Source organism: Catenulispora sp. GAS73 (assembly GCF_041262085.1).
In the GTDB taxonomy this organism is placed as follows: Bacteria; Actinomycetota; Actinomycetes; order Streptomycetales; family Catenulisporaceae; genus Catenulispora.
On sequence record NZ_JBGCCM010000009.1, the window covers coordinates 237,330 to 262,430 of the forward strand.

At 70.3% G+C, this 25,101-nt stretch carries 26 protein-coding genes, 1 tRNA gene and 1 pseudogene; 12 read left to right on the plus strand and 16 right to left on the minus strand.

Going from position 1 to position 25,101, the window contains the following annotated elements:
- Positions 1-23: 23 nt before the first annotated feature.
- Both ABH935_RS16325 and ABH935_RS16330 read left to right on the plus strand, forming a co-directional pair.
- The gene (locus tag ABH935_RS16325) at positions 24-542 is read left to right on the plus strand and encodes a SigE family RNA polymerase sigma factor (RefSeq protein WP_370378720.1); all 519 of its coding nucleotides are present in this window, start codon (positions 24-26) and stop codon (positions 540-542) included.
- The gene (locus tag ABH935_RS16330) at positions 539-1,690 is read left to right on the plus strand and encodes a hypothetical protein (RefSeq protein ID WP_370378721.1); all 1,152 of its coding nucleotides are present in this window, start codon (positions 539-541) and stop codon (positions 1,688-1,690) included. Before ABH935_RS16325 ends, ABH935_RS16330 begins: the two co-directional genes overlap by 4 nt.
- Here the strand turns inward: ABH935_RS16330 and ABH935_RS16335 are convergent.
- From ABH935_RS16335 to ABH935_RS16355, 5 genes and pseudogenes are all read right to left on the minus strand, one after another.
- Positions 1,677-1,952, minus strand: coding sequence for a YchJ family protein (locus ABH935_RS16335; protein WP_370378797.1), 276 nt, complete (start codon positions 1,950-1,952; stop codon positions 1,677-1,679). The two genes, ABH935_RS16330 and ABH935_RS16335, sit on opposite strands and share 14 nt — an antisense overlap.
- Positions 1,953-1,994: 42 nt before the next feature.
- Positions 1,995-2,090: pseudogene (locus ABH935_RS16340) on the minus strand (SEC-C metal-binding domain-containing protein); the annotation flags it as partial.
- A complete protein-coding gene (locus tag ABH935_RS16345; RefSeq protein ID WP_370378722.1) occupies positions 2,080-2,304 on the minus strand; it encodes a DUF2277 domain-containing protein in 225 nt (74 codons plus the stop codon). The gene ABH935_RS16345 and the pseudogene ABH935_RS16340, both read right to left, overlap by 11 nt.
- A gap of 9 nt (positions 2,305-2,313) precedes the next feature.
- A complete protein-coding gene (locus ABH935_RS16350) occupies positions 2,314-3,333 on the minus strand; it encodes a M56 family metallopeptidase (RefSeq protein WP_370378723.1) in 1,020 nt (339 codons plus the stop codon).
- The gene (locus tag ABH935_RS16355; RefSeq protein ID WP_370378724.1) at positions 3,330-3,689 is read right to left on the minus strand and encodes a BlaI/MecI/CopY family transcriptional regulator; all 360 of its coding nucleotides are present in this window, start codon (positions 3,687-3,689) and stop codon (positions 3,330-3,332) included. Before ABH935_RS16355 ends, ABH935_RS16350 begins: the two co-directional genes overlap by 4 nt.
- 164 nt (positions 3,690-3,853) lie before the next feature.
- Between ABH935_RS16355 and ABH935_RS16360 the strand changes: the two genes are divergently transcribed.
- Positions 3,854-4,555 (plus strand): phosphatase PAP2 family protein, encoded by a 702-nt coding sequence (locus ABH935_RS16360; RefSeq protein ID WP_370378725.1) that lies wholly within the window; start codon positions 3,854-3,856, stop codon positions 4,553-4,555.
- A gap of 30 nt (positions 4,556-4,585) precedes the next feature.
- Here the strand turns inward: ABH935_RS16360 and ABH935_RS16365 are convergent, their stop codons facing one another.
- The gene (locus ABH935_RS16365; protein WP_370378726.1) at positions 4,586-5,365 is read right to left on the minus strand and encodes an MBL fold metallo-hydrolase; all 780 of its coding nucleotides are present in this window, start codon (positions 5,363-5,365) and stop codon (positions 4,586-4,588) included.
- Between the two features lie 151 nt (positions 5,366-5,516).
- Positions 5,517-5,969 carry a GatB/YqeY domain-containing protein gene (locus ABH935_RS16370; RefSeq protein ID WP_370378727.1) on the minus strand — a complete coding sequence of 151 codons (453 nt, stop codon included), beginning with the start codon at positions 5,967-5,969 and terminating at the stop codon, positions 5,517-5,519.
- 87 nt (positions 5,970-6,056) lie between these two features.
- Between ABH935_RS16370 and ABH935_RS16375 the strand changes: the two genes are divergently transcribed.
- The 3 genes from ABH935_RS16375 to ABH935_RS16385 all read left to right on the plus strand — a co-directional run bounded on the left by ABH935_RS16375 (position 6,057) and on the right by ABH935_RS16385 (position 7,939).
- Positions 6,057-7,043, plus strand: coding sequence for a metallophosphoesterase (locus ABH935_RS16375; RefSeq protein WP_370378728.1), 987 nt, complete (start codon positions 6,057-6,059; stop codon positions 7,041-7,043).
- An 81-nt stretch (positions 7,044-7,124) separates the two neighbouring features.
- A tRNA-Pro gene (locus ABH935_RS16380) sits at positions 7,125-7,198 on the plus strand.
- Between the two features lie 300 nt (positions 7,199-7,498).
- The gene (locus tag ABH935_RS16385; protein ID WP_370378729.1) at positions 7,499-7,939 is read left to right on the plus strand and encodes a hypothetical protein; all 441 of its coding nucleotides are present in this window, start codon (positions 7,499-7,501) and stop codon (positions 7,937-7,939) included.
- 71 nt (positions 7,940-8,010) lie between these two features.
- On the opposite strand, the gene ABH935_RS16390 is transcribed toward ABH935_RS16385, so the two are convergent.
- Positions 8,011-10,041 carry a CocE/NonD family hydrolase gene (locus ABH935_RS16390; RefSeq protein ID WP_370378730.1) on the minus strand — a complete coding sequence of 677 codons (2,031 nt, stop codon included), beginning with the start codon at positions 10,039-10,041 and terminating at the stop codon, positions 8,011-8,013.
- Positions 10,042-10,122: 81 nt separating this feature from the next.
- Here ABH935_RS16390 and ABH935_RS16395 point away from each other — a divergent pair, with 81 nt between their 5' ends.
- The 3 genes from ABH935_RS16395 to ABH935_RS16405 are packed head-to-tail and all read left to right on the plus strand — an operon-like array spanning position 10,123 to position 13,916.
- Positions 10,123-11,676, plus strand: a complete 1,554-nt coding sequence (locus ABH935_RS16395; RefSeq protein ID WP_370378731.1) for a YfcC family protein — start codon at positions 10,123-10,125, stop codon at positions 11,674-11,676.
- 45 nt (positions 11,677-11,721) lie between these two features.
- Positions 11,722-13,146: a hypothetical protein gene (locus tag ABH935_RS16400; protein WP_370378732.1), complete on the plus strand. Its 1,425-nt coding sequence runs from the start codon at positions 11,722-11,724 to the stop codon at positions 13,144-13,146.
- Positions 13,146-13,916 (plus strand): SDR family NAD(P)-dependent oxidoreductase, encoded by a 771-nt coding sequence (locus tag ABH935_RS16405; protein WP_370378733.1) that lies wholly within the window; start codon positions 13,146-13,148, stop codon positions 13,914-13,916. Before ABH935_RS16400 ends, ABH935_RS16405 begins: the two co-directional genes overlap by 1 nt.
- Here the strand turns inward: ABH935_RS16405 and ABH935_RS16410 are convergent.
- Both ABH935_RS16410 and ABH935_RS16415 read right to left on the minus strand, forming a co-directional pair.
- Complete coding sequence (locus tag ABH935_RS16410) at positions 13,849-14,769, minus strand: hypothetical protein (RefSeq protein ID WP_370378734.1); 921 nt, start codon at positions 14,767-14,769, stop codon at positions 13,849-13,851. The genes ABH935_RS16405 and ABH935_RS16410 overlap by 68 nt on opposite strands.
- 152 nt (positions 14,770-14,921) lie before the next feature.
- Complete coding sequence (locus ABH935_RS16415; protein ID WP_370378735.1) at positions 14,922-17,156, minus strand: transglycosylase domain-containing protein; 2,235 nt, start codon at positions 17,154-17,156, stop codon at positions 14,922-14,924.
- Between the two features lie 393 nt (positions 17,157-17,549).
- On the opposite strand from ABH935_RS16415, the gene ABH935_RS16420 reads away from it, so the two are divergent.
- Positions 17,550-17,951 (plus strand): WhiB family transcriptional regulator, encoded by a 402-nt coding sequence (locus ABH935_RS16420; protein WP_370378736.1) that lies wholly within the window; start codon positions 17,550-17,552, stop codon positions 17,949-17,951.
- A 124-nt stretch (positions 17,952-18,075) separates the two neighbouring features.
- Here the strand turns inward: ABH935_RS16420 and ABH935_RS16425 are convergent, their stop codons facing one another.
- The 5 genes from ABH935_RS16425 to ABH935_RS16445 form a co-directional block, all read right to left on the minus strand.
- Positions 18,076-18,900 carry an MBL fold metallo-hydrolase gene (locus ABH935_RS16425; RefSeq protein ID WP_370378737.1) on the minus strand — a complete coding sequence of 275 codons (825 nt, stop codon included), beginning with the start codon at positions 18,898-18,900 and terminating at the stop codon, positions 18,076-18,078.
- A gap of 33 nt (positions 18,901-18,933) precedes the next feature.
- Complete coding sequence (locus tag ABH935_RS16430; protein WP_370378738.1) at positions 18,934-19,803, minus strand: NUDIX hydrolase; 870 nt, start codon at positions 19,801-19,803, stop codon at positions 18,934-18,936.
- Between the two features lie 77 nt (positions 19,804-19,880).
- Positions 19,881-20,339 carry a RidA family protein gene (locus ABH935_RS16435; RefSeq protein WP_194894759.1) on the minus strand — a complete coding sequence of 153 codons (459 nt, stop codon included), beginning with the start codon at positions 20,337-20,339 and terminating at the stop codon, positions 19,881-19,883.
- 3 nt (positions 20,340-20,342) lie between these two features.
- Positions 20,343-20,507: a DUF4177 domain-containing protein gene (locus tag ABH935_RS16440; protein ID WP_194894760.1), complete on the minus strand. Its 165-nt coding sequence runs from the start codon at positions 20,505-20,507 to the stop codon at positions 20,343-20,345.
- A gap of 23 nt (positions 20,508-20,530) precedes the next feature.
- Entirely contained in the window at positions 20,531-22,066 is a 1,536-nt protein-coding gene (locus ABH935_RS16445; RefSeq protein WP_370378739.1) for a serine/threonine-protein kinase, read from the minus strand.
- Positions 22,067-22,182: 116 nt separating this feature from the next.
- On the opposite strand from ABH935_RS16445, the gene ABH935_RS16450 reads away from it, so the two are divergent.
- Both ABH935_RS16450 and ABH935_RS16455 read left to right on the plus strand, forming a co-directional pair.
- Positions 22,183-23,175, plus strand: coding sequence for an ArsA-related P-loop ATPase (locus tag ABH935_RS16450; protein WP_370378740.1), 993 nt, complete (start codon positions 22,183-22,185; stop codon positions 23,173-23,175).
- Positions 23,172-24,320, plus strand: a complete 1,149-nt coding sequence (locus ABH935_RS16455; protein WP_370378741.1) for an ArsA family ATPase — start codon at positions 23,172-23,174, stop codon at positions 24,318-24,320. Before ABH935_RS16450 ends, ABH935_RS16455 begins: the two co-directional genes overlap by 4 nt.
- A gap of 73 nt (positions 24,321-24,393) precedes the next feature.
- Here the strand turns inward: ABH935_RS16455 and ABH935_RS16460 are convergent, their stop codons facing one another.
- Positions 24,394-25,068, minus strand: coding sequence for a Crp/Fnr family transcriptional regulator (locus tag ABH935_RS16460; RefSeq protein ID WP_370341015.1), 675 nt, complete (start codon positions 25,066-25,068; stop codon positions 24,394-24,396).
- Positions 25,069-25,101: the final 33 nt, after the last annotated feature.

The following is a 25,101-nucleotide window of genomic DNA, read 5'->3' on the forward strand; positions in this document are numbered from 1 at the left end:
CGCCGTTGCGTACGGGTGGGGCAGTGGTGTCGTCTGACCGAGAAGCCGGCGACGTCACTGTCGACCTGCTCACGGAGACGTATCGCGATCACTACGGCTCGCTGCTGAAACTGGCCGCACTCCTGTTGGACGATCTCGCCTCGTGCGAGGACGTCGTGCAGGAGGCCTTCATCCGGGTGCACAGTGCGCGCTCGCGGGTGCGGGACGCGGACAAGGTGCTGGCCTACCTGCGCCAGACCGTGGTGAACCTCTCGCGCTCGACCCTGCGCCGACGGCTGATCGGCATGCGGCTGGCGCCCAAGCCGATGCCGGACATGGCCAGCGCCGAGGAGGGCGCGTACGACCTGCTGGAGAAGGACGCGCTGATCCAGGCCCTGCGGGGCATCCAGCGGCGCCAGCGCGAGGTGCTGGTGCTCCGCTATTTCTCGGATCTGACCGAGGCGCAGGTCGCCGACCTGCTCGGGATCTCGATCGGGTCGGTCAAGGCTTACGGGTCTCGGGGGATCGAGGCCCTTCGGGTACGGATGGAGGCGTTCCGGTGAGCGCGCCACATGAGGACGACATGGCGCCGCAGCCGCCGGACGGGGACGCGGGGCGGAGCGCGCATTACGTTGGCCGACACTGGGATTCGGAGTCGTCGGACGACGACCTCGACGAGATCGGTGCGGTCCTGCGGGAGCGGTTCCAGCAGGCGGTCTCGACGCTGGAGCCACTGCCGGGGACGCTGGACTATCTGCGGCGCGCGGTTCCGGCGCGGCGGCGTCGGCGCAACACGGCGCTGGCGGCCACGGCCGTCTCGGTCTTCGCGGTGAGCGCCGGGGCGACGCTGGCCGCGCGCGGTTCCTTCGACTCCGGGTCCTCGCAGACCAACGGGACCACCATCGGCAACCTGATGACGACCGCGACGAACGACGCGCCCGGCGGCGGTTCGGGCCACGGTCCGGCCACGCCCGGCGGCCAGGACATGAGCTCCGGCGGTGGGGTCGGCGCCGAGGCGCCGTCCTCGCTCGCTTCCGCGTCCGGGAACTCCAAGCCGTCGTCGACCACGCCGTCGCCCGCGAGCACGGCGACCGGGAGCCCGTTGACCGCGCTGTGTCAGAACTCTTCGCTGTCGTCGGTGGTCGCGACCCAGAGCGGGGCGACCGGGGGCACCGTTTACGAAACCTTTGTGGGGACGGCGAAAGCGGCCTGCACGCTGCAGGGGATGCCGGGTCTGACGGTGCTCGGCGCCGGTGGCCAGCCGGCGAAGATCCCGGTGTACAAGGCGGATCAGACCGCCGCGCCGCTGCTGCCGACGGTCCCGACCGGCCAGCAGCTGGTGCTTCAGGCCGGCGACCGGTTCGAGTTCCAGCTCGCGTGGGTTCCCACGGCCTGTCCGACGATTCCCCCGCCGACCACTCCGCCGTCTTCGGTGCCGCCCAGCAGCGGGAGTCCGACGACGACCGCGAGCTCGTCGGGTCCGACGCCGTCGGGGCCGACCACGTCGGCGTCGAGCCAGCCGACGCCGTCCGGCTCGGCGTCGTCCTCAGCGCCGGTGTCGTCCGCCTACTCGGTGGCGTATTCGGTGTACGGATCGCAGACTGCGCAGAGCGTGAGTTTCCGGGCCGACTGTGGGGCGTCCGTTTACGTCACGGCGTACTTCCAAGCACCAGGGCAGAAGCGCACGAGCCAGCCCACTACAGGGCGTTGAGGTAGACCCAGTTCCCGTCCTCGCGGACGAAGGAGCTGTTCTCGCGCATGGAGCCGGGACGGCCCGCGTCCGTGTAGCGCGCGATGAATTCGACGGAGCCGTCGGTATGGAACGTTGTACCGCCGGTGGTGCCGACGATCTCCAGACTGGTCCAGCGGAGCTTCGGCTCGAAGTAGATGAATGCGGGCCGTGTTGAGGAGTGGTGGGACTTCAACAGGTACGCCGCGTCCTCTACGACGAAGGCGCTATAGCGGGAGCGCATAAGTTGCTCCGCTGTAGAGGCTGTCGCTAGCTCGGAGTGCAGCGGGCCACAGCAGTCGGCGTACAGCTTTCCGGTTCCGCAGGGGCACGCAGTGGGAATCGCCTTAGCGTTTCCGCCGCGGCGGTCTTTACGCGGCACTCGGCGCCTGCTTACGGACTTCGAGGTGGTCCAGAAGGTCCTGCGTCGCGGCGGCCACCGCTGCGACGGCAAGCTCGAAGGCCTCGGTGTTGGCCTTGCTCGGCGCGCGGAAGCCGCTGATCTTGCGGACGTACTGGAGCGCTGCGGCCCGGACGTCCTCTGCGGTGGCCTCGTCCACATACGGCTCACGGAGAGTCTTAATCGATCGGCACATGACTTCAGGCTAATCCTGGGCGCCGACGATCGGGGTGGTTCGGACCGGCATCCCGAGGTCGGCGACCATGACGTGGGTGTGTTCCGCGCTGTGCTGGTGCGCGTGGTGCCAGGCGTCGCGCGCGGTGTCGAAGAAGGCCTCGGTCTCGCGCGCGGAGTCGATGGAAGCCCAGACGGTCACCGCTATAGCGATTCCCAGCAGTGCGGCCAGTGTGCGGCGGCGCGGAGGGGGCGGCGCCATGAGCGCGCGAACGCGCTTGCCCACATGCGCCTGCGCCATCGCCGGGACGGTGCGCGGGAGGTTCGACAGCGCGGCACGCCCGAGCGCGCGGGCCAGGACTTCCCGATCGCCGACCGCGACCGCGGCGTCTTCGTCGGCCCAGCGCTCGGTGGCCTCGGTGACCGCGTCGGGCAGCCGCCACAACAGCGGGTTCGCGACGGCGGCGAGGTTGGTCAGCAGCAGGTAGAGGTGGTGCCGCCGGCGCAGGTGCGCCTGCTCGTGGGCGAACATGGCCCGCCGCTGGTCCTCGGTGAGGGTGCGTAGCAGCGAGTCGGTCGCCACGATGCGGGTCGGGATCGCGGCGTGGCCCGGCAGGGACGGGATCCCCGGCACGGCGAAGGCCTGGGCGCGGGGGTCCTGGATCACGGCGATGCTGGCCGGATGGGCCGAGAAGGCTTTGGCGAGGCGGTAGGTGCGGGCGGACTCGCGCCACAGGCGGATGCCGGCGCGGATCGCGAAGGGGACCAGGGCCAGGAGCGCGAGGCCCGCGACGGCACCGGCCAGCGTGCTCACCGGGCCGTCCTTGAGGACCGCGTCCGACAGCCGGCCCTCGGCGGCGATCTCCGGGACGCGCAAGACCACGATGCCGGTCAGCAGGGCCAGCGACGCCAGCGAAGTGATGGCGGTGACCAGGGCCGCGGCCGTGAGCAGGACGGTGGCTACGGCCGGCGGCAGGCGGCGGCCGACGGTGGGGCCCGCGGCGCCGAGCGTCAGGGCGGCCAGCAGGGGGAGGTAGACGTTGACGCTCACGGGGAATCCCCCAGCAACTCGCGGATCATCGCGGCGTCGTCGGGGGAGATCTCTCCGAGGAACTTCGAGAGCACGGCGGGGCGATCGGTGCTGCCTTCCAGCGCGGCGCGCATGGCCTCCGCCGCGAGGTCGGCCTGCTCCACGACCGGCGTGTAGGCGAAGGCCTTACCTTCGCGGACGCGCGTGAGCATCTTCTTGTCGTGGAGCCGGTCCAGGATCGTCTTCACGGTGGTGTAGGCCAGGCCGCCGCCCACCTGCTCCTGGACCGCGGCCGGGGTCAGGGGGCCGCCCGCCGCCCACAGCGCGGCCAGCACTTCTTGTTCGAGTGCTCCGGAGGGTCTGCGTCCGGTGGCCATCAGGCGGTCTCCTCACACGTCCGGCTCCGCGGGTGCGGTGTCGTCCGCATAGATGCTACAGCTTGTAGTAGATTGCTGGACGGGAACGTCTCGTTCACCGGGCGTTCACTAGTTTTGCCTGCACGGCCCATGAACCGCATCCCCCGATCGTAGGAGTATCCGCGATGCCGAAGGTACGCCACTGGTTGGCGATCCCGCTGGCCCTGTTCGCCGCCGCCCTGGCGCTGGGCTTGGTCGCCGCGCACACCTCGCTGACGCGGAGTACCGAGTTGTCGTGGAACTCACACCTCCAGCAGCTGCGGACCGGCTGGCTGAACCGGGTGATGCTGGACCTGGCGGACGTCGCCTCGCCGGTCGGGGGACTGGTGATCCTGGCGCTGATCACGCTGTTCTTCCTGTGGCGGCGCAACCCGGTGCAGGCCGCCGCCACGTTCCTGGTGATCGCGGTCGGCTGGAACAGCTCGGAGATCGCGAAGCTCATCGTGGCCCGGCACCGGCCGCCGGCGGTGTACTCGCTGGCGCCGGAGACCGGGTCGAACTCGTTCCCGTCCGGGCACACCGCGTTCGCCTTCTCGCTCGCCGTCGCGCTGTGCCTGCTGGCCGTGCGGACGCGGTGGTTCGGGGTGGCGGTCGTGCTGGCGACGGTGTGGACGCTGCTGATCGGCTTCGACCGGCTGTACATCGGTGCGCACTACCCCTTCGACGTGCTGGGGTCGGTCCTGGTCAGTTCCGCGGCGATCATCTTCCTCACCGGTCTGTGGCACGGGTGGATCGCGCCCAACCTGTACCGGGTGCCGCTGCTGGACAGGTTCGGGCCGGTCCCGGGGCCGGTGGCCGTCCCCGAGACCGCTTCAGTCGCCGGTTAGAACGTCGCCGGTTAGAACGTCGTCGGCCGCTCAGAACCCGGCGGACTCGCCGGGCTTGAGCAGCCGCAGCCGGTCGCTCAGGCCGGCCGCGGCGAACGCCTGCTGGAGTTGTTCGCCGCCCTCACTGAAGTGCGCCCACTGCTCGAAGTGCAGCGGGACCACCGCTCCGGCCTGCAGGATCCCCGCCGCCTCGGCGGCCTCGGCGCTGGTCAGCGTCAGGTAGGCGAAGTCGAGCAGCGGGGTGCGGGCCCCGCCGGCGAACAGCAGGGCCACGTCGACCGGGGCGTAGCGGGCGGCGATCTCGCGGACCCGGTCCAGGGAGGCGTTGTCGCCGCTGATGTAGACGGTCGGCAGGTCCTCGCCGGTCAGGACGAAGCCGGTGACCTCGCCGACCAGCGGCTCGCTGCCCTCCGGGCCGTGCAGCGCCGGGACCCCGGTGACCAGGGCGGTGCCGCCGCCGGGGCGGTCGAACTCCTGGCTGACCCAGTTCGGCAGGCCCAGCACCGCGCCGCCCAGGCGCTCCTCGGCCGAGCGGGTGCTCAGGACCAGGCGGGCGGTGTCGACGTAGTCGCGCCCGGCGTCGTCGAGGTTGTCAGGGTGCTGGTCGTGGGACAGCAGGACGACGTCCACGGCGCCGACCTCGTCGGCGGTCAGGGCGGGGCCGGCGGTCTTGGTCAGGACCCGCGTGCCGATCGGGTGATCGCCGGGCGGGTCGAAGGTCGGGTCCACGAGGATCGTGACGCCGCCGTAGTCGAGCAGGGCCGAGGGGCCGCCGAGGTAGCGGACCGTGAAGGTCTCGGGATTCGCCATGGATCAACATTACGGCCGAACGCCCGGGGGCGGACATGGCAGCGGCGTCGATCGACGTGCTTTGCGATCGACGCCGCGTCCAACGTGACGGCTCTGCCGTAGGGAGCCTCAGCTCCGATGTGCCTTACGCGCCCTAGGCGCCTTACGCGCCTTAGGCCAGCGCGGACTTCACCGCGGCGGCGACCCGGCCGCCCTCGGCCCGTCCGGCGATCTTCGGGTTCAGCGCCTTCATCACCAGGCCCATGCCCTTGGGGCCCTCGGCGCCGGTCTCGGCAATGGCCTCGGCGACCAGCGCGGTCAGCTCCTCGTCGCTGAGCTGCGTTGGCAGGTAGCGGGCCAGGACCTCGCCCTCGGCCTTCTCCCGGGCGGCCTGCTCGGGGCGGCCGCCGTTCTCGAAGGCCTCGGCGGCCTCGCGGCGCTTCTTGGCCTCCCGGGTGAGTACCTGGACGACCTCGGCGTCGGACAGCTCGCGCGCCACCTTGCCGGCCACTTCCTCGTTGCCGACGGCGGTCAGCGCCATCCGTAGGGTGGCGGTCACCAACTCGTCGCGGCTCTTCATAGCGGCGGTGAGATCGGTGCGGAGCGTTTCCTTCAGCGCGGTCATGATCATCCCTTCTGGCTGCCACACCAGTGTGTCATCAACTCCCCCGGTCCGGCCGCGAGATTTCCCCCGAGGCCGATAATGGAATCCATGCGGAAGCTCGTGACAGTCCCGGTGTCCCTCCTCGGCGCGGCAGCAGCCGGGCTGGCCTACGCCCACAAGGTCGAGCCCAACCTCTTCCGGCTCCGCCGCTACGAGGTCCCGGTGCTCCCGCGCGGGGTCAGGCCGTTCCGGATCCTGCAGGTCTCGGACATCCACATGATCCCCGAGCAGTACCGCAAGGTCCGCTGGCTGCGCTCCCTGGCCGCCCTGGAGCCGGACTTCGTGGTGAACACCGGCGACAACCTGTCGCACCCGGACGGCGTCGGCTCGGTCCTGGACGCCCTGGAGCCCCTGATGGAGCTGCCCGGCGCCTTCGTCATGGGCTCCAACGACTACCTGGCGGCCAAGCCCCTGAACCCGACGAAGTACCTGCGCGGCGGCGACCCGAGCAAGCGCACCCGCGGCCAGGGCCCGGCGAACGACTGGCAGAAGATCCGCGACGGCTTCACCAAAGCAGGCTGGCTGGACCTGACCAACCGCACCGACCGCCTGACGCTCCCGGGCGCCGCGGGCCCGGTGGTAGGCCTGGTGGGCGTCGACGACCCGCACATCCGCCGCGACGACTACGCCACAGCATCCAGCGCCCTCACCACCGCCACCGAAGAGGAACCCGCCCCCGGGGCCCAGAGCGCCTCCGGCACCTCTGGCACCCACAGCGCCGCCCGCACCCTCCCCGGCACCGACGTGACCATCGGCGTAGTCCACGCCCCCTACCGCCGAGTCCTGGACGCGATGTCAGCCGACGGCCTCCCCCTGATCCTGGCCGGCCACACCCACGGCGGCCAACTCCGCCTCCCCCTCTACGGCGCCCTGGTGACCAACTGCGACCTCGACCGCCGCCGAGCCGCCGGCCTGTCCACCTACGCCGAGTCCCACCTCCACGTCTCAGCCGGCTGCGGCACCAGCCGCTTCGCCCAAGTCCGCTTCTGCTGCCCCCCAGAAGCCACCCTCCTGACCCTGACCCCCCGATCATGAACCCACCCACGAAGCCCTGACCTGCACAGTTAAGTCGTTTTCGCTATCCGGCCACGTTTGGGTAGACTGTCCACGCACGATCGGGGTGTGGCGCAGCTTGGTAGCGCGCTACGTTCGGGACGTAGAGGCCGCAGGTTCAAATCCTGTCACCCCGACCTGATGAGGGGCTTATCCGAAGATCGGGTAAGCCCCTCTTTCGTACCCGAGTGACTAACTGAGTGACTATGTCCGTCCGACAGGGCCAAATACAGGAGCATCGGCAGACGGCTATGCACGGGCCCTTAATCATCATCATCAAGGCTGCTGACCAAGGCGGACCCAGTATCACCGACTGGGTCACGGCCGTCGCGACGGGGGCAGCGGCGCTCGGTGCTTTTGTGGCAGCCTTCCCCGTGTGGCGGCAGCTGCGCATAATGGCCTAGGACCGCAGGAGCGAACAAGCGACGAAGTTCGCCATGTGGGCCGAGTACTCGAAGGACGACGATCGTGTGCGGGTGTTCTATATGAACAGCGGCTCAGGACCGGTCTACAACATCCAGGGGAAGGGCTACGTCGCAGGCGAGGTCGCTTTCACGTTCCATCGTGGTACGCACGGCCCCACCTCTACGCCGGTGGAGGAATGGGGCTTCGGGACTATCGTCGCGGCTCATGTAACCCAGACGCTTCGTGAGCTGTACGGCACCGAAGAGGTCGACGGTGAGGATTTGTATGGAGATCCTCGTGAATCCGCGCGAGTCATGCTAAAGCGTGAAGAGCTTCACGATCAGATCACGATCGACATGACGTTCCGCGATGCTTCCGGGCGTGTATGGCGCCGAACGCAGGATGGAACGCTAGTCCAGCTATCTCGGCGGGAAACGAAAGGCCTCTTACAACAACGAAGGCCTATGGACTAAACCGAGAAGGGGCGACACCCCGACGCTCGTGAAAAGGCTCGTCTTCTTCGGAAGACGAGCCTTTTGCTTGTTCACACCAAATCCCGAGGCACCGAAGTCGTCCAACTCTTCGTGAAAACCTCCACCCCGCCCTCGTAGGCGACCAGCCGGTCCACCACCAAGAACTCAGCCTCCGTACACGTCATCCGAGAGAACGTCCGTACCTCCGTCTCCCACTCGCCGCGGCTGATGGTGTCGGTGCGTTCGCACTCCACGGCTGCGGAGTGCGGGTCGCCTTCGGTCAGGTGGAAGCGGTTCAGTTCGGTCTCGGTGCGGGTCAGGCCGTCGGTGTGGTCGGTGGTGGTGCCGTCGGAGAAGGTCATCTCGATGGTCTGGGTGTGGGTGACTGGGTCCCAGGTGATGGTGCGGGTGGCGGGGACGTCGACTACGTCGAACGGGCTCGGCGGGTCTGGTCGGGGCGGCGCCGTCGCCGGGCCGTCCAGGGCGGGGTCCGGGGTGCGGATGGGGAGGTGCAGGGTGCCGCCTTCGGGGTGGATGGTGACCGCTGTTTGTGTGGGGGAGGGCCACAGCCAGGGCCAGAAGGATGCTGACACCGTCAGTCGGATGCGGTTGCCCATGCCGAAGGCGTGCCCGGTGGCGAACAGGGGGATCGTGACGCGGTACGGCTTGCCCGGTTCCAGCGCCGCCGGGTGTTCGTGGCTGTCGCGGTGGGTCAGGTTCAGGGCTCCGGTGGTGACCAGGCGGGAGGTGCCGTCGGGGGTGAGCTCGCAGAGGCGGATGGCGAGTTGGGCGGTGGGCTGGTCGGCGTCGATCAGTAGCTCGACGCTCGCGCGGCCGAGGATCTCCAGCTGCTCGGGGAGTGGGCACGAGGTGAACGTGTGCGACCGGCCGTCGTCCGCTGCCTGGTCGCCGGGCCGCCCGGCGGTGTCGCCGAACTGGAGGACGTTGCCGGCCGCCGAGCCGATCGCCAGCGAGGAGCGGAGCACCGCTTCGTCGCCGGTGGCGGTCAGGGAGCCGGTGGTCGGTTCGTGCAGGTGGAGGTGGCGGCCGATCAGCCGACAGGTGTGAAAACCATGCCGCTCCGCGTTTTCCGGCGGCCAGGTCGGCTCCACCACCCAGCGTCCCGGGCGCTCGTCGGCGTCCGAGCCGAGGGGTGCCGGGTTCGGCATCCAGGCTCTCAGTGCGGGCAGTTCTTCATCCTGGTGCGCGTTTTCGCGGAGGAATCGGTCAAACCATTTCAAACATTCGCCGATGAAATCCATCGCGGGTCCGGGGACCGCCTGATGTGGATATGTATGAGCCCAGGGGCCGATCAGACCTTTGACGGGAGTGCCCAGTGGGGTGAGTTCGTCGAGGAGGCGGAACACTGCGCCGCGGTAGGGGTCGGCCCAGCCGCCGACCGCCAGGACCGCCGCCTTGATGCCCGACGGGTCCTCGATCACCGAGCCGTGCCTCCAGTACGCGTCTCGCCTCTGGTGTGCCAGCCACGTGCCGATGTACGGCGGCGTCTCCGCCATGCGCCGGAACCACTCCTCGCGCCAGCCGGGGCCGACCGCGTCGGGGTCCGGGGGCCTGGCGTTGTAGCAGAGCATGGTCGAGGCCCAGGGCAGTGCCTCGGAGGCGACCAGTGATCCGCCGAGGTAGTGGACGTCGTCCGCGTAGCGGTCGTCGGTGGAGCAGACGGTGACAATGCATTTCAGTTGGGGTGGGGTCAGGGCCGCTACTTGCAAGCCATTGAAGCCGCCCCACGATTTTCCGATCATCGCCACATTGCCGTCGCACCAGGGCTGCGCGGCCAGCCACTGCAGGATCTGCAGCGCGTCGTCCTGCTCCGTGGGGTGGTACTCGTCGAGCATGATGCCCTCGGAGTCGCCGCTGCCACGGTTGTCGACGCGGAGCGCGGCGTAGCCGGCCGCGGCGAAGGCGGCGTGCAGCGTCAGGTCGCGCGGTGCTGTGCCGTCGTTCTTCCGATAAGGGATGTATTCCATTACCGCCGGCTGTGGCTCGTCGGTGTCCGCCGGCAGCCAGATCCGGGCCGACAGCCGCACGCCGTCGCGCATCGGGATCCACACATGACGCAGGACGCGGACCGGGTGGCTCATGTGTTCCAAAGTTCCACCCGGAAAGCGCACCGGCTTGCGAGCCTCACCCATTCGGGGCGGTCTTTCTGTGACATTCGGTGCATGGCGGACGACCGGCAGCAGGATGATCAGCAACAGGACGATCAGCGGCAAGACGGGCAGGACACCGGCGGTGCGCGCACGCGCTCCTTCCCCAGCGCCATGACCGTCCTGGCGATCGTCACCATCCTGGTCTGGATCGCGGCCTTCTTCATCCCCAGCGGCGAGTACGAGCGCAACGACGCCGGCAACCCGGTCCAGGGCACCTACCACCGCATCTCCTCGCCCCTGTCCTTCGGCGGCCGGGTCAGCAACCTGGCGATGTCCCCGGTCAACGGCCTCTACGGCATCCAGGACGCCAAGTCCGGCCAGGTCTCCACCGAGAACGACGGCTCGCTCTACGGCAGCGTCGGCGTGTTCTTCTTCGTCCTGGCCATCGGCGCCTTCATCACGGTCCTGTTCGCCACCGGCGCCCTGGACACCGGCATCGGCCGGCTGGCGCACCGCCTGCGCGAGCGCGGGGCGCTGCTGATCATCGCGATCATGGCGGTGTTCGCGCTGCTGGGCTCGGTCGAGGGCTGGTCGGAGGAGACGCTCGGCTTCTACGGCCTGATCGTGCCGCTGTCGCTGGCCCTGGGCTACGACCGGATGGTCGCGGTGGCCGCGATCCTGCTCAGCTCCGGCATCGGCGTGCTGTGCTCGACGGTGAACCCGTTCGCCATCGGCGTCGCCTCCTCGGCCGCCGGGATCTCCATCGGAGACGGCATCGTGCTGCGCGGGCTCATGCTCGTCGTGCTCACCGTCGTGACCATCGCCTTCGTCCTGCGCTACGCCGCACGCGTGCGCACCGATCCGGCCCACTCGGTCGTCGGCTTCCTGCCCGGCGACCACGAGGTCGCGGCCGGTTCGGCGGAGGAGCCGCCGCCGTTGACCGGCACGCAGAAGTCGGCGCTGATCGCCACCGGGCTGACCTTCGCGCTGATGATCTTCTCGGTCATCCCCTGGGCCTCGGTGATCACCGGCAAGTCCGACGCCGCCGCCTACTCCTGGCAGCTGGACTGGTCGTTCCCGCAGTTGGCTGCGATGTTCCTGCTGGCCGGTGTCGTGATCGGGGTGATCGCGCGGATGAACGAGGCGAAGCTGACCGGCACCATCATCTCCGGGGCCGCCGACTTCATCTCGCCGGCGCTGGTGGTGGCGCTGGCCCGGGGCATCACGGTGATCATGAACAACGCGAAGATCACCGACACGGTGCTGCACGCGCTGGAGGGCGCCGTCCACGGCACCACGTCGGCGGTGTTCTCCATCCTGGTGTTCGTCGTGAACCTGCCGCTGGCGTTCCTGATCCCGTCCACGTCCGGGCACGCCACGCTGGTGATGCCGATCATGGCGCCGCTCGCGGCCTTCGCCAACGTGCCCAAGTCGCTCGTGGTCACCGCGTGGTGCAACTCCAACGGCTTCATGAACCTCTTCGTCCCGACCAGTGCCGTGATCATGGGAGGCCTGACGCTGGCCAAGGTCGGTTACGACAAGTACATCCGATTCATCCTGCCGTATCTGGCGGTGATGTTGGTCGTGATCTGTGGCTTCCTGGCAATCGGTGCGGCCATTGGCTAGGCCGAATGGGGTAGTAATCCCCGTCCCTCGGGTAGCGTACGGTCCATGCTCGATACCTGGCATGGCACCCACGGGGCGGACCGCTTCGACCTGACCGCGCTGCCGTGGTGGCGGGTCTGTCGCGTCGACGCCGTCGCCCCCGGGCAGGGTGCGGTGCAGTCGTTCCTCGACGACCTGTGCAAAGCGTTCGCCGACCAGGGCCACGAGGTCGGCCGGCCCAGCTCGGTCGCCGGCGCCGGCAAGCGCGTCGAGCTGGACGTGCTGCTGGTCCACATACCCGTCCCGGCCGGTCCCGGCACCCTGCTGGACCGCGTCGCCGAGCAGTACCCGCCGCTGATGGTGAGCCTGCGGCGCACCGGCGACGTGCGCGGCGGGGTCCGGAACCTGGTCGGGGTGTTCGAGGTCGACGAGCCGCTGGCCGGGGCCAAGCACCTGGAAGTGGTGCAGCTGGCGCGGGTCCTGATGGCCCGGGTCGGGTCGCCGAAGACGCTCTTCGTCTATCCGGACCCGGAGACCGGCGAGATCCGCGAGGCCACCCTGTGCACCATGGAGGGCGGCCACCCGTCGGTCACCGTGGACATAGTCCGGGACATCCGCGACCGGCTGGTCGCCACGGCCTGCGCCACCGAGGTCAACGACCGCCTGGACCGGATACCGGACTCCGTGCCGACCTCGGACTTCGACGCCGCGCGCTCCCCGCAGGTGCTGGTCACCGCCGGGCGCCGGATGGGCAGCCTCGGCCTGCTGCCCCCGCCGCACCGCGTCTCCGACTACGTCTCGGTCACCATGGCCTCCGCCTACCAGCGCTACCTCGGCATCAAGGGGTTCAGCGAGGGCATGATGTTCGTCTTCGACCCGGACCTGCAGGCGTTGGTGGTCACCGCGTCCGGCAGCTTCGAGGTCGACAAGCGGGACCTGCGGCCTGAGGACGTCGTGGTGGTGGACCACCAACTGGACGGCGGCCGGCTGCGGCTGCTGGAGGTCGGCGGAGCCGGGCAGAAGGGCCCGTCGGTCGAGGCGTGGGAAGTCTGCGCGCTGATGGCCGCCGCTCCCAAGATCCGGGTCAGCAAGGACGCCAGCGGGATATGGCGCCCCGACCCGAACGGCACCGTCGAGGTGCCCTCGGTCCGCGGCGGGCTGCACGCGCACGTCGGCGTCGACGAGGCCGACGAGACGCTGATCGAGAGCATCCCGCCGGACCGCACCGCCTACCCCTACGGCTTCGGCTGCGGAACCGACCTGATGGTGGACGTCGCCGCCGCGACCGTGCGGCGCTCGCAGGCCATCAACGACGCCGGCGACTCCCGCTCCTACGTGCGCTGGCCGATGCTCTACCACGGCGAGATGGCCGTGGAGCTGTGGACGCCCGACGTCCCCGACGAGCCGCTGACCGGCCTGCTGGACCTGTTCGACCCGGCCGGCCGGGCCGCGATCGCCTTCCGTACCGACAACGTCGACCAGCCGGTGTGATGATGAAGCAGACCTATGCCAGAGCCCTGGTGACCGGGGCGTCGTCCGGGTTCGGCGAGCAGTTCGCCCGGCAGCTGTCCGCGCGCGGCACCGCGCTGGTGCTGGTCGCCCGGCGCGGCGAGGTGCTGGAGAAGCTCGCCGCCGAGCTGGGCACCGAGACCGAGATCCTGCCCGCGGACCTGACCGATCCGGCCGGGCTGGCGGTGGTCGAGGAGCGCCTGCGGGACACCGCGAAGCCGGTCGACCTCCTGGTGAACAACGCCGGGGTGGGCACGACCGGCGAGTTCGTGAAGCTGCCGGCCGAAGGCGAGATCAACAAGGTGGCGCTGAACGTCATGGCGCTGATGCGGCTGAGCCACGCCGCGCTGCCGCGGATGACCGCGGCCGGCCACGGCGGCATCCTCAACCTCTCCTCGCTGGCCGCCACCTCGCCGACGCCGCGGGCGACGACCTACGCCGCGAGCAAGGCGTTCGTCCTGACCTTCAGCGAGAACCTGCACCGCGAGACCCGCCGGAAGGGCGTGCACGTCACCGCCCTGGTGGCCGGCCCGTCACCGACGCCGCTCACCGACCACGGGTTCGACAACCGGCTGCCGAAGATGTTCTGGCAGTCGCCGGAGGCGATCGTGGCGCGCGGGCTGGCGGCGGTGGCGGCGGGCAAGCCGGTCTGCATCCCGAGCCGGGTGCTGGCGTTCGCGACGGTCACCGGGTCCCGGCTGCCCCGGTCCTGGCAATACCTGGTGGGAGACCTGTTGATCGGCTCCAAGTGACGCCGAACAATGTGTAGACCTTGGGGATGAGATCGGCGGCGCCGTCGTAGTACTCGGGCGCGCCGCCCTGCGGGGTGATCACGACCTCGCCGCACCCGCCCGCCTGTGCGGCGGCCGTCGCCAGGCCCGGCAGCGTGATCCGGACCGTGATGCCCATGTCCGCCGCGCAGTTCTTGGTCCCCGGGACCGGCGGCTGCAGAGCGTTGAGCAGGTCGACGACCTGGTGGACGACGGCCGGATCAGTGCTCGTGTGGGTGGCGGTCTCGTCGGCGGGCAGGGCGAACTGCGGGTTCATCGGGTTCACGGTGACCACGGACACGGACGTCGCGGTGTAGCCGAGCGTCGAGCCCGAAGGCCGTGACGGCGTCCAGACTGCGGAGGCGTCGAGCCGGATGATCGTCCGGCCGTCGGCCGCGCTCTGCGGCGTCACGATCAGCCAGTTGGCGCGACCCGGCCCGGGGAAGGAGAAGGTCACGAAGCCGGGCCCGGACCCGCTGCCCCCTCCCGACAAGGCCGACCCGGTCGGCGGATGCGCCTTGACCCAGGCCAGCACGTCGTCCGGACTCTGCGAGGTCTCATACCAGCCGACCGACGCGACCTGGGACTCCGCGGCCGACTTCATCGGCGGGCGGTCCAGGCCGGACGGCAGCGGATCCGGCTGGTTCGCGGCCAGGGTCGCTCCCGGCGGAGCCTGGAAGGCTGCGAGCATCCGCACGGCCTCGCGCTGGGCCGCCGCCTCGTGCGGATCGTTCGCTGTGGACGATCCTGCGGGCACGATCGATCCGCTCGCCGACGATGCCGGACCGGAGGGCGACGCCTGTGCTCCCACCGCCGCGCCGGACACGACAGCCACCGCTGCCAGAGTCGCGCCGATCCAGCCCGGAGTGTTCCGTAGTTTCGATCGAGGAGACTTCATAAACGTTCGACGGGGCACGGAACCGTTCGGTTCCGTGCCCCGTCGTGATCCTTTCGCGGCTATTGCCTGTCGAGCTATCGCCCGTCGAGCTATTGCCCGCCGATGAACCCTCCGATGAAGCCGCCGGTGCCACCGGTGGCACCACCGTTCTGGCCGCCGTTGGCCTGGCCGGGCGGCGGGGTGGGCTGACCCGGCGGCGGCGTCGGCTGCGTGGGCGGCGGGATGTCGCCGGGCAGCTCGGGCACCGAGAAGCCGGGCGGCGTGGTGCCGGCCAGGGCGCCGTTCATGGCCTGGCCCCAGATCGGCGCGGCCAGACAGCCGCCGCAGACCTTGTCGTAGTACTGGTCGTGGATCTTCACGTTGACCAGGCCCTTGTCACCGGGCTTCGGCGAGACCACGCCGACCCAGACCGCGGCGGCCAGGTTCGGGGTGTAGCCGTCGAACCAGGTCATCAGTCGGCTGTCGTTGGTGCCGGTCTTGCCGGCCGCCGGGCCCGAGTAGAAGGTGCGGATGCTGGCGGCCGTGCCCTTGTCCACCACGCCCTGGAGCATCCCGGTCAGCTGGTCGGTCAGCGACGGGTCGATGGTCTGGTGGCAGTCGGGGGTGGCGACCGGGTACTGCTTGCCGGAGGTGTCGGTGATCGAGGAGATCGCCGTCGGCTTGCAGTACATGCCGCGTGCGGCGAAGGTCGCGTAGGCGTTCGCCATCGCGATCGGCGTCACCTGGTTGGTGCCCAGGGTGAACGATCCGACCTGCTGCAGCCGCTTGCCGGCGCCGCTGTCGCTGTCGATCGTCAGGCCGGCGGCCGCGGCCAGCCGGGCCGGCTCACAGACGCCGGTCTGCTCCTCCAGCTTGATGAAGTAGTTGTTGACCGAGTTCCACAACGCGCTGGTCATGGTCTGCGGACCCTGCTCGGCCGGGGTCTCGTCGGTCGGCTTCCACTTCGGGTCCTGCGTGAAGCCCGCCGGGGTGTCGCAGGTCGTGAACTTGCTCTGGGTCTCGTCGATCTGATACGGCAGGTCCTGGACGTACTCCGGGGTCAGGCCCTTCTCCAGCGCGGCCATCGCGACGAAGGACTTGAAGGTCGAGCCCGCCTGGTACCCGTTGCCGCCGCCGTGCGAGGGGTCGGCGGCCAGGTTCAGATAGGTCTGGCCCTCGCCGGTGCCCATGTTCCGGCTCTGCGCCATGGCCTTGATCTGGCCGGTGCCGGGCTGGATCATCGCGATCGCCGCGCCCGGGATGTCGGTGGGCAGGACGTTGTCGTTGATCGCCTTCGCGGCGGAGGCCTCCATCTTCGGGTCCATCGTGGTCTTGATGGTCAGGCCGCCGCGGTTGAAGAAGGCCGCGCGGTCGGCCGTGGTCTTTCCGTATATCGGGTCGTTGAGGATCTCCTGCTCGATGTACTCGCAGAAGAACGCCGTGCTGCCCGGCGCGTAGATGCAACCGGAGTGCTGCGGCTGCACGTTCAGGCGCAGCGGCTGCGCCTTGAAGGCCGCGGCCTGCTCCGGCGTGATGTAGTGCACGGTCGGGTCGGCCATCCGGTCCAGCACGGTGTTGCGCCGGTCGGTGGCGGCCTGCGGGTGCTTGGCCGGGTCGTAGGCGACCGGGTTCTTCAGCATCCCGATCAGGGTCGCGGCCTGCGGCACGGTGAGCTGGCTGGCGTGCACGCCGAACCAGCGGTCGGCCGCGGTCTCGATGCCCGAGACGTTCTCGGCGAACGGCACCAGGTTCAGGTAGCGCTCAAGGATCTCGGTCTTGGAGAACTTCTGCTCGACCGCGATCGCGTATTTCAGCTCGCGGACCTTGCGGGCCATGGAGTCGCCGGTGGCGTCGGCGTACTTGGCCTTGTCGTTGCCGGCCTCCAGCACCAGGACGTTCTTCACGTACTGCTGCGAGATCGAGGAGCCGCCCTGGTTCGACCCGCCGAGGTCGGAGACGAACGCGCGCAGCGTGCCCTTGATGTCGATGCCGCCGTGCGAGAAGAAGCGGGAGTCCTCGGTGGCCACCAGCGCCTGCCAGACGTTCGGACTGATGGCGCTGAAGGGCACGATGACCCGGTTGCCGAAGTCGCCCCAGACGGTCGCCATGACCGAGCCGTCGGCGGCCAGGATCTGCGAACGCTGCGGCAGGTCGGGGGTCTTCAGGTCGTCCGGGATGTCCTCGAAGTGGTCCGAGGCGCTCTTGGCGGCCAGCCCCGCGGTGCCGACGAAGGGCAGCGCCATACCGGCCACCAGCACGCCGGCCAGCGCACTGATCATCAACAGGCCGAACAGGGCGCGCAGCGGACCGCTGCCGCGGAAGGGCCGGGGCGGGTGCGAAGCCATGGGGGACAGACTACGACGTCAACCTCGGCCTGGGCGGCCGGGTGGCGCGGTCGGGGCCCACGCGCCCCGCTCCCGTGGGTCGCCGCTGTTCAGCGCGGCGCGGGCCGCCGCAGCGGTATGAGACGCGGAGGGTGCGGCATCTGCGGCGATCTAGTCACAAAGGACCATAGGAATTGAGTACATCGGGGACTGTTGCACCCTCCCGATCTTCCGTATTGTGCTGTTTGGCTGCCGAGATCGACCCTTCCACCAGGTCGGATGCGTTTCGGTCCGACCGACGGGCCGGCCATCACCAGCGCGTCCGGGTCCGTGGACGGCTGTCGGTGAGGGGAAGGGCCGCTGTCGGCTCCGCCGTTGGGGGAGCTCGATCTTTGCGAGAGGACGGCACCGGCGATGAGCTGGGTAGAGGACTGGACCGTTGTGGCGGCGTGCCGCGGCATGGATCCGGATGAGCTGTTCGTGCAGGGGGCAGCTCAGAACCGGGCGAAGACCGTGTGCTCGGGGTGCCCGGTGCGCACCGAGTGCCTGGCCGACGCGCTCGACAACCGGGTCGAGTACGGCGTGTGGGGCGGGATGACCGAGCGTGAGCGGCGTGCGCTGCTGCGCCGGCGCCCCGAGGTGCGCTCCTGGCGGCAGTTCCTGGAGGCCGCCAAGGAGAACTACGAGCGCAACGGAGCCGAGCGCACCGGCGGCGATCTCAACACCGCGGCGGAGGTCGAGGCGCGGTTCGCCGCCGCGACCCAGGCCGCCATCCCCCGGCAGCGCAGTGAGGCCGGTTCCTTCGGACGGGCTTGACCGCCCGCGCGATCCGAGCACGACCCCCAGCGCGACCCCGAGCTCGATCAATCAGTGATCAAGCGGGTCCTCAGGGCTCGCTGACGCCTGCTGCCGTGCGGTGCGAGCCGCACGGGCAGCCGTCTTACCCGACTTTCCCGTCCTGCCCCTCGGCGCCGAGGTATTCCAGCTGCGCCCGCACCGACATCTCGGCCGCGAACCGCACCGCCGGGTCCACGTCCGCGTACACCCTGGCCACCACGTCGGCGGCGGACTCGTCGCCCGCGGCCAGCGCGGCCCGCACCTGTTCCAGCCGCTGCCGGCGGTGTTCGAGGTAGAACTCGACCACGCCCAGCGCGTCGGCCGGCACCGGTCCGTGCCCGGGCAGCACGGTCTCCACCTCGTGCGCGGACGCCAGATCCCGCAGGTGGCGCAGCGTGTCGAGGTAGTCCCCCAACCGCCCGTCGGGATGCGCGACCACGGTCGTGCCCCGGCCCAGAATGGTGTCGCCGGTCAGGACCGCGCGATCGTCGGGCAGCACGAAGCACATGCTGTCCGCGCTGTGCCCGGGCGTGGCGACCACGTTCAGGCGCAGCCCGTCCAGGTCCACGACGTCGCCGCCGACCAGCCCCTCGTCCCCGAGCCGGAACCGCGGGTCCAGCGCGCGCACCGGCGCTCCGGTCAGCTCGGCCAGCCGCGGCGCGCCCTCGGAGTGGTCGAAGTGGCCGTGGGTGAGCAGGATCAGCCCGATCCGCAGCTCGCGCTCCTGCGCCGTGGCCAGGACCAGCTGGAGGTGGTCCTCGTGCAGCGGTCCCGGGTCGACGACCACCGCGCGGCGCGCCCCGGGCTCGGCGAGCAGCCAGGTGTTGGTGCCGTCCAGGGTCATCGGATCGGCGTTCGGGGCCAGGATCAGGGTCGCGCGCTCGGTCCCGGCCTCGGGCCGGACGCCGGGCTTCATCAGATCGTTCATCGCCGCCCCGCCGATGTGAGAGTGCTCATTCGATCAGAGTTCCCATTCGAGGTGCCAGGACCCGTCGTCGTGGCGTCTCACCGTGGCCATGATCGGCTTCAGCGGCCGGTCGGCCGCGGCCCGCACCGCCTCCTCGGCGGTGCCGAAGCCGTGCACCTCGCGCAGCGTGGTGACGGTCGGCGGGAGCATCAGGGCCCGGCCCGCGATGTGGTCGTCGACAGCCTGCCGGGGCTGCATCCAGATGGTCGACTCGGTCTCCCCCGACACGTCCCGGGTCCGCTGGCCGGCCGGAAGCGCTGAGACGAAGAACGCGGTGTCGTAGCGCCGCGGCTCGAACTCCGGGGTGATCCAGCGGGACCAGCCGCCGAGCAGGTCGGTGCGCAGCACGAGCGACCTTTTTGTGAGGAACCCGGCCAGTGATGTTTCCCGTGAAACCAACGCCCGCCGGTCGGCTTCCCAGTCCTCGTCGGTGGTGTCGGCGACCACGGAGTGCTCGTCCGGACCGGCGAACAGGACGCCGGACTCCTCGAAGGTCTCCCGGACCGCCGCGCACAGCAGCGCGCGGGCCTCCGCCTCGTCGCTGCCGAAGCGCCGGGCCCAGTCCGCGGCCGACGGCCCGACCCAGGCGAGCTCGGCGTCGGCGTCACGCGGGTCGACCCGGCCGCCGGGGAAGGCGTAGAAGCCGCCGGCGAAGGACATCGAGGCGGCGCGCTTGAGGAGGTAGACGTCCGGGGGCGCGTCCACACGGTCGCGCAGCAGCACTACTGTCGCCGCGTGCTTCGGGGGCACCGGGGTGAACTCGCCGCGCTCGTAGGCGGCGATCTGCTCCTCCCAGCCCTCCGGCACCTGCGCGCTGAGCCGGCTGCCGGCCGGGGCTATGTACTCCCCGCCTTGCTGCGACATGCGTTCCCCTTCCTTTTCTGGTTCCCGCCGCGGCGGGAACCAGATGCCGCCGTGTATCGCGACCGGCTCAGACCGGCTCAGACCTCGACGGTCAGCTCGACCTCGACCGGCGCGTCCAGCGGCAGCACCGCCACCCCGACCGCCGAGCGCGCGTGCCGGCCGGCCTCGCCGAAGACCGCGCCGAGCAGCTCCGAGGCGCCGTTGACGACGCCGGGCTGCCCGGTGAAGTCCGGGGCGCTGGCCACGAACCCGACCACCTTCACGACCCGCTTGACCTTGGCCAGGTCGCCGATCTCGGACTTCACCGCGGCCAGCGCGTTCAGCGCGCAGCGCTGCGCCAGGGCCTTGGCGTCCTCCGGGCTGACCTCGGCGCCGACCTTGCCGACCATCGGCAGCGCGCCCTCGACCATCGGCAGCTGGCCGGAGGTGTAGACGAGGTTGCCGCTGCGCAGCACCGGGATGTAGGCCGCGACCGGGGCCGCGACCTCGGGCAGCTTCAGGCCGAGCTCGGTCAGCTTCTCTTCGGGGTGGGTCATGTCTTAGGACTCCGTCGTCTTCGGACGCTTCAGGTAGGCGACCAGTTGGTCCGGGTTCGGGCCCGGGACGACCTGGACGAGTTCCCAGCCGTCCTCGCCCCAGGTGTCGAGGATCTGCTTGGTGGCGTGTACCAGCAGCGGCACTGTCGCGTATTCCCACTTGGTCATGAGGTAAGACTACGGGGCCGGTTCTACGTGCCGTCGCCAGGCAGCTGTCCGGCGGTGTTCGTCATCAGGCAGTAGATGCTCTGGTCCGCGCTCGCGCTGCTGGGCAGGTTCTTTCCCGACCACAGGTCCGGGGTCGGGATGACGGCGTAGTAGTTGTAGTGGCTGCCCTTGGCGTTCGCGTAAGGCGTGAGCAACCGGTCTGTCCAGCATGTCTGCTTGGCCAGCGCCGTCAGCTGGTCGACGTCGGGATACGGAACCGGGGTGTTGGCGGCGTAGGTGCTGAACGAGCTGCTGACGAAGGAGGTCTGGTAGTAGATCTCCAGGTCGTGGGGGTTGGAGCACGAGGTGCTCTGGTACGTCGGAGTCCCGGGGACGAACGGCGGGCCGCTCAGGCAGGTCTGGGAGCCGCTCATGGGCAGGCCTGCCGGGAAGTCGGTCTTCGGACCGGGCCCCATCGAGTACACCTTCACCACGTCCGAGGCAGGGACGTCGGCTTTCTGCTCTTGCTTCTTCCCCGAACTCGATCCCGCGTCGTAGGCGGCGAAGCCGGCCACCGCCGCGGTGACCAGTACTGCCGCGGCGAACGTCCCGGCGACCTTGGCCCAGGACCGCTTCGGCGGGGTGGCGGCCGGATTCAGCGATGCGTTCAGCGGCGTGGTCGGGGTCCCGACGGGCGCGATCATTATCGTGCCCTGCGGCGCGATCGGCGCGGACGCCTCGGCGGTCACCGCGTCCAGCAGCGTCCGGACCTGCGGCGCGGTCAGTCGGCCGGCCGGCGAGGAGGCCAGCATCCCGGACACCGCGGCGGCCAGCGGACCCTGCACGTTGGTCAGGTACGGGACCTCGTTCAGCACCGCGCCGAACGTGGCCGCCGTGGTGTCGCGCTCGAACGCGGCCTTGCCCTCGATCGCGAAGTACAGCACCGCGCCGAGCGCCCACAGGTCGGAGGCCGGGCTCGCCTCGTGGCCGGACAGCCGCTCCGGGGCCAGGTAGGCGGGGGAGCCGATGACGGCTCCGGTCTTGGTCAGCGTGGGGTCGTCGGCGGCTTGCGCGATGCCGAAGTCGGTGAGCTTGGCCCGGCCGTTGCGGCCGACCATGATGTTCGAGGGCTTCACGTCGCGGTGCACGATCCCGGCCCCGTGCGCGGCCTCCAGCGCGGAGAGCACCTGGCGGCCGATGTCGGCGACGGCGCGCGGGGCGAGCGGACCGGAGCCGCGGACCAGCTGCGCCAGGTTCGGCGCCTCGACCAGCTCCATGACGATGAACACGGAGCCGGTGTCGTGGACCACGTCGAAGACGGTCACCACGGCCGGGTCGTTCAGCCGGCCGGCGGTGCGGGCCTCGCGCAGGATGCGCTGCTCGAACACCGCACGGTCGGCGACGGTGACGCCCTCGCCGAGCCGCATCTCCTTCACGGCGACCGGCCGCCCGATCACCCGGTCCTCGGCGCGCCACACGACACCCATGCCGCCCCGGCCGAGCTCCGCGCGCAGAACATAACGCTCCGCGATCACGCGCTCCGGTGGTGCCAAACGTTCGGTGTCGACGTCGTCGCTCATCTATGGGCCCCCCTCGGCCAAGTTCCCTGATAAGCACCACCCTTGCAGTGGCCCTCCAGAGTAGCGCCAGGGGTAGTCCGTCCCAGGAGTGTCCGGCGCATGGTTAGGCTGGGGCCATGAGCCGACCCTGGCCGCCGGAGTGCCGCCTGCACATCGTCACGGGAAAAGGCGGTACCGGGAAGACCACCGCCGCCGCGGCGCTGGCGCTGGCCCTGGCCGAGGGCGGCGGCCGAGTGCTGCTGGTGGAGGTCGAGGGGCGGCAGGGTATCGCGCAGCTCTTCGACACGGCTCCGCTGCCGTACGAGGAGCGCAGCATCGCGATCGCTCCCGGTGGCGGCGAGGTGTTCGCCCTGGCCATCGATCCCGAGCAGGCGCTGCTTGAGTACCTGGACATGTTCTACAAGCTGGGCCGGGCCGGCAAAGCGCTGAAGAAGTTCGGCGCGATCGACTTCGCGACCACCGTGGCCCCGGGCATGCGCGACGTGCTGCTCACCGGCAAGGCCTGCGAGGCGGTCCGCCGCACCGCCGCCGACCGCCCCGGCGCGGCCTTCGCCTACGACGCCGTGGTGATGGACGCCCCGCCGACCGGCCGCATCACCCGCTTCCTGAACGTGAACACCGAGGTCGCCGGCCTGGCCCGGGTCGGCCCGGTGAAGAACCAGGCCGAGGCGGTCATGCGGGTCCTGACCTCGCCGCAGACCGCGGTGCACCTGACGACCGTGCTGGAGGACATGCCGGTCCAGGAGACCCTCGACGGCGTCGAGGAACTGCACGCCGCAGGCCTCCCGGTCGGCGCGATCCTGGTGAACATGGTCCGCACCGCGCACCTGTCCATCGGTAAGCGCGCCGCCGTCAGCACGGCGGCGGAGAAGCGGGTCGCGGCCTTGCTGCGGCCCTACGGCATCGACACCGCCGAGACCCACGCCCTGGCGGTACTGGGCCGCGAGCACGCCGAACGCCTCAGCCTGGAGGAGGTCGAACGGCGCGCGCTGGACGGCGCCGGCCGGCCGGTGGTCGAGCTGCCGCTGATCGCCGGGGGCATTGACCTCGGCGGACTCTACGAGCTGGCCGCGGCGCTGTCCGCGGCGGCGACCGGGGAGGCCGCATGACTGTGACCCCGAAGCGCCTCGACATCGACGGCCTGCTGACCGACCCGGCGACCTCGATCGTCGTGTGCTGCGGCTCCGGCGGCGTCGGCAAGACCACCGCTGCCGCGGCGCTGGCCCTGCGCGCCGCCGAACAGGGCCGCAAGGTCGTGGTCCTGACGATCGACCCGGCGCGCCGGCTGGCGCAGTCCCTGGGCCTGACCGAGCTGGACAACAACCCGCGCGAGGTCGAGGGCGTCCAGGGCCCGGGCCGCCTGTTCGCGATGATGCTCGACATGCAGCGGACCTTCGACGAGATCGTGGAGAACCACGCCGATCCGGACCGCGTCGAGCAGATCCTCGAAAATCCGTTCTACCAGTCGCTCTCCGCGGGCTTCTCCGGCACGCAGGAATACATGGCGATGGAGAAGCTGGGGCAGCTGCGCCGTACCGGCGACGAGACCGGCAGCTGGGACCTGATCATCGTCGACACCCCGCCCAGCCGCTCGGCCCTGGACTTCCTGGACGCCCCGAACCGCCTGGGAAGCTTCCTCGACGGCCGCTTGATCAAGGTCATGATGGCCCCGGCCAAGGCCGGCGGCGGCTTCGCGCTGAAGGTCCTGGCCTCCGGCTTCTCGATCGCCACCATGGCCCTGAACAAGCTGCTGGGCTCCGGCCTGCTGCACGACGTCCAGACCTTCGTCGGCTCCCTGGAATCCATGTTCGGCGGATTCCGCCAACGCGCCGAGGAGACGTACCGACTGCTCCAGGCCGAGGGCACCGCCTTCCTGGTGGTAGCAGCACCGGAACCGGACGCGCTGCGCGAAGCCGCCTATTTCACGGAGCGTCTGGCCGCCGAGAGCATGCCCCTGGCCGGCCTGATCCTGAACCGCGTCCACCCCGTCACGGTCCCGGAGCTGTCCGCCGAGAAAGCCCTGGCCGCCGCCGAGGAACTCGACGCTGACTCCCCCGATCTCCGCCTCGCCGCGGGACTACTCCGCCTGCACGCCGAGCGCGTCCGCCTCAGCGCACGCGAACGCCGCCTGGCAGACCGGTTCACGGCCTCGCAGCCGAATGTCGCCGTGGCCGAGATCCCGGCGCAGTCCGGCGACATCCACGACTTGGACGGCCTGCGGTTGGCCGGGGAACTGCTGGCGGGCAGCAACTGACATTCGTCGGGCTGAAGAAGCAGCAGGCCCGGCACGCCGACCGGCGCCCGGGCCACACCCCAAACCAAAACCTCTACCGCGACCGCTGACTCAGCCTCTCCACGTTCGTCAGCACCACAGCGCGCGCCTCCAGCCGCAGCCAGCCGCGTCCCGCGAAGTCCGCGAGCGCCTTGTTCACCGTCTCGCGGGAGGCGCCGACCAGCTGCGCCAGCTCCTCCTGCGTCATGTCGTGGGCGACGTGGATGCCGTCCTCGGCGGGGGTGCCGAAGCGGGCCGAGAGGTCCAGGAGGGCCTTGGCCACGCGGCCGGGGACGTCGGAGAAGACCAGGTCGGACATCGAGTCGTTGGTGCGGCGCAGGCGGCGGGCGATCGCGCGGAGCAGGGCGCGGGCCACGTCGGGGCGGCCGGCCAGCCACGGGGTCAGCTCGTCGGAGCTCAGGCCCAGCAGGGTGGAGTCCACCAGGGCGGTGGCGCCGGCGGAGCGGGGGCCCGGGTCGAACAGGGACAGCTCGCCGAACATCTCGCCGGGGCCGAGGACCGCGACCAGGTTCTCCCGGCCGTCGCCGCTGGTGCGGCCGAGCTTGATCTTGCCGCGCAGGACCACGTACAGCGAGTCGCCGGGGTCGCCCTCGTGGAACAGGAGGTCACCTCGGGCCAGCTCGATCTCGTTCATGGAGGCGCGCAGCGACGCGGCCGCGTCCTGGTCGAGCGTGGCGAAGAGGGGCGTACGGCGCAGTACGTCGTCCACGGGTTTCTCCTCTTAAAAGGCAGTGCTGTTCCG